This is a genomic window from Pseudomonas guariconensis (genome assembly GCF_024127895.1).
Lineage (GTDB): Bacteria > Pseudomonadota > Gammaproteobacteria > Pseudomonadales > Pseudomonadaceae > Aquipseudomonas > Aquipseudomonas guariconensis_B.
Genome location: NZ_JAMYBK010000060.1, coordinates 1 through 1,648 on the forward strand (window position 1 = coordinate 1; position 1,648 = coordinate 1,648).

Genomic DNA, 1,648 nt, shown 5'->3' on the forward strand with positions numbered 1-1,648 from the left:
GGCGTGGTCAAGGCCGATCCCAAGCGCAAGGTCGTCGCGCTGTCGGGTGACTACGACTTCCAGTTCATGATCGAAGAGCTGGCCGTGGGCGCGCAGTTCAACCTGCCCTACATCCACGTGCTGGTGAACAACGCCTACCTGGGCCTGATCCGCCAGGCCCAGCGCGGTTTCGACATGGACTATTGCGTGCAACTGTCATTCGAGAACGTCAATGCCCCGGAGCTGGGCAGCTACGGCGTGGACCACGTGGCCGTGGTCGAGGGCCTGGGCTGCAAGGCGATCCGCGTGTTCGACGCCAGCCACCTGCAAGCTGCTTTCGCCAAGGCCACCGAGCTGATGGAGACCTTCCGCGTGCCGGTGGTGGTGGAAGTCATCCTCGAGCGCGTCACCAACATCGCCATGGGCACCGAGATCAACGCCATCAACGAGTTCGAGGCGTTGGCCAGCACCGCCGCCGACGCCCCGACCTCGATCATGCCGCTGGACTGATCCGCCCACGTCAAGCCATCAGGAGCCAACCATGCCCCGTTTCGCTGCCAACCTGTCCATGCTGTTCACCGAACTGGACTTCCTCGACCGCTTCACCGCCGCTGCCCAGGCCGGGTTCCGTGGCGTCGAGTACCTGTTCCCCTACGACTACCCAGTCGAGGAACTGCGCGCCCGCCTGGACGCCAACCAACTGCAGCAGGTGCTGTTCAACCTGCCAGCGGGCGATTGGGCGCAAGGCGAGCGCGGCATCGCCTGCCACCCCGACCGCGTCGAGGAATTTCGCGCCGGTGTCGACAAAGCCATCGAATACGCCAAGATCCTGGGCAACACCCAGGTCAACTGCCTGGCGGGCATCGCGCCAGAGGGCGTCGACCCGTTCGTGGTGCAGAACACCCTGCTCGACAACCTCGAATACGCCGCCAACCGACTCGAGGCCGTGGGCATCAAGCTGGTGATGGAGATGATCAACACCCGCGACATCCCCGGCTTCTATCTCAACACCACGCCCCAGGCGCTGGCCATCCGCGAGCAAGTCGGCAGCGCCAACCTGTTCCTGCAGTACGACATCTATCACATGCAGATCATGGAAGGTGACCTGGCGCGCACCATGAAAACCCACCTCGCTGCGATCAACCACATCCAGCTGGCCGACAACCCTGGCCGCAACGAACCCGGTACCGGCGAGATCAACTACCGCTTCCTGTTCGAACACCTGGACCGCATCGGCTACCAGGGCTGGGTGGGTGCGGAGTACAAGCCACTGACCACCACCAAGGCGGGCCTGGGTTGGCTGAAGACCCACAACGCGATCTGAGGATGCTCTCGAAGGGGCAGCGCCCACACTGCCAGCGTCGCCTGCCCCATCGAGATTTCAATCAATACGACGAGGTAATTTCTCATGGCTAAAATCGGTTTCATCGGCACCGGCATCATGGGCAAACCCATGGCCCAGAACCTGCAAAAGGCAGGTCACGAACTGTTCGTATCCACCCATCACGACCCGGCCCCGGCCGATCTCGTCGCCACGGCATTGCCGACCCCGCAAGCCGTGGCCCAGGAAGCCGAGTTCATCATCGTCATGGTCCCCGACACCCCACAGGTCGAAGCCGTCCTGTTCGGTGAAAACGGCGTGGCCGAAGGCGTTGGCCCGAACAAGATC

Annotated in this window: 3 protein-coding genes; all 3 read left to right on the top strand. The window is 63.0% G+C overall.

All coding sequences use genetic code 11. The features are described from left to right. Positions 1 to 489, top strand: a 489-nt coding sequence (locus NJF35_RS24510) for a thiamine pyrophosphate-dependent enzyme (RefSeq protein ID WP_253091611.1), incomplete at its 5' end; no start/stop codon positions are given. Between the two features lie 31 nt (positions 490 to 520). Further along, a complete protein-coding gene (gene hyi, locus NJF35_RS24515; RefSeq protein ID WP_225789238.1) occupies positions 521 to 1,303 on the top strand; it encodes a hydroxypyruvate isomerase in 783 nt (260 codons plus the stop codon). Positions 1,304 to 1,387: 84 nt separating this feature from the next. Further along, on the top strand, positions 1,388 to 1,648 hold a 261-nt coding region (locus NJF35_RS24520; protein ID WP_253091612.1), incomplete at its 3' end, for an NAD(P)-binding domain-containing protein.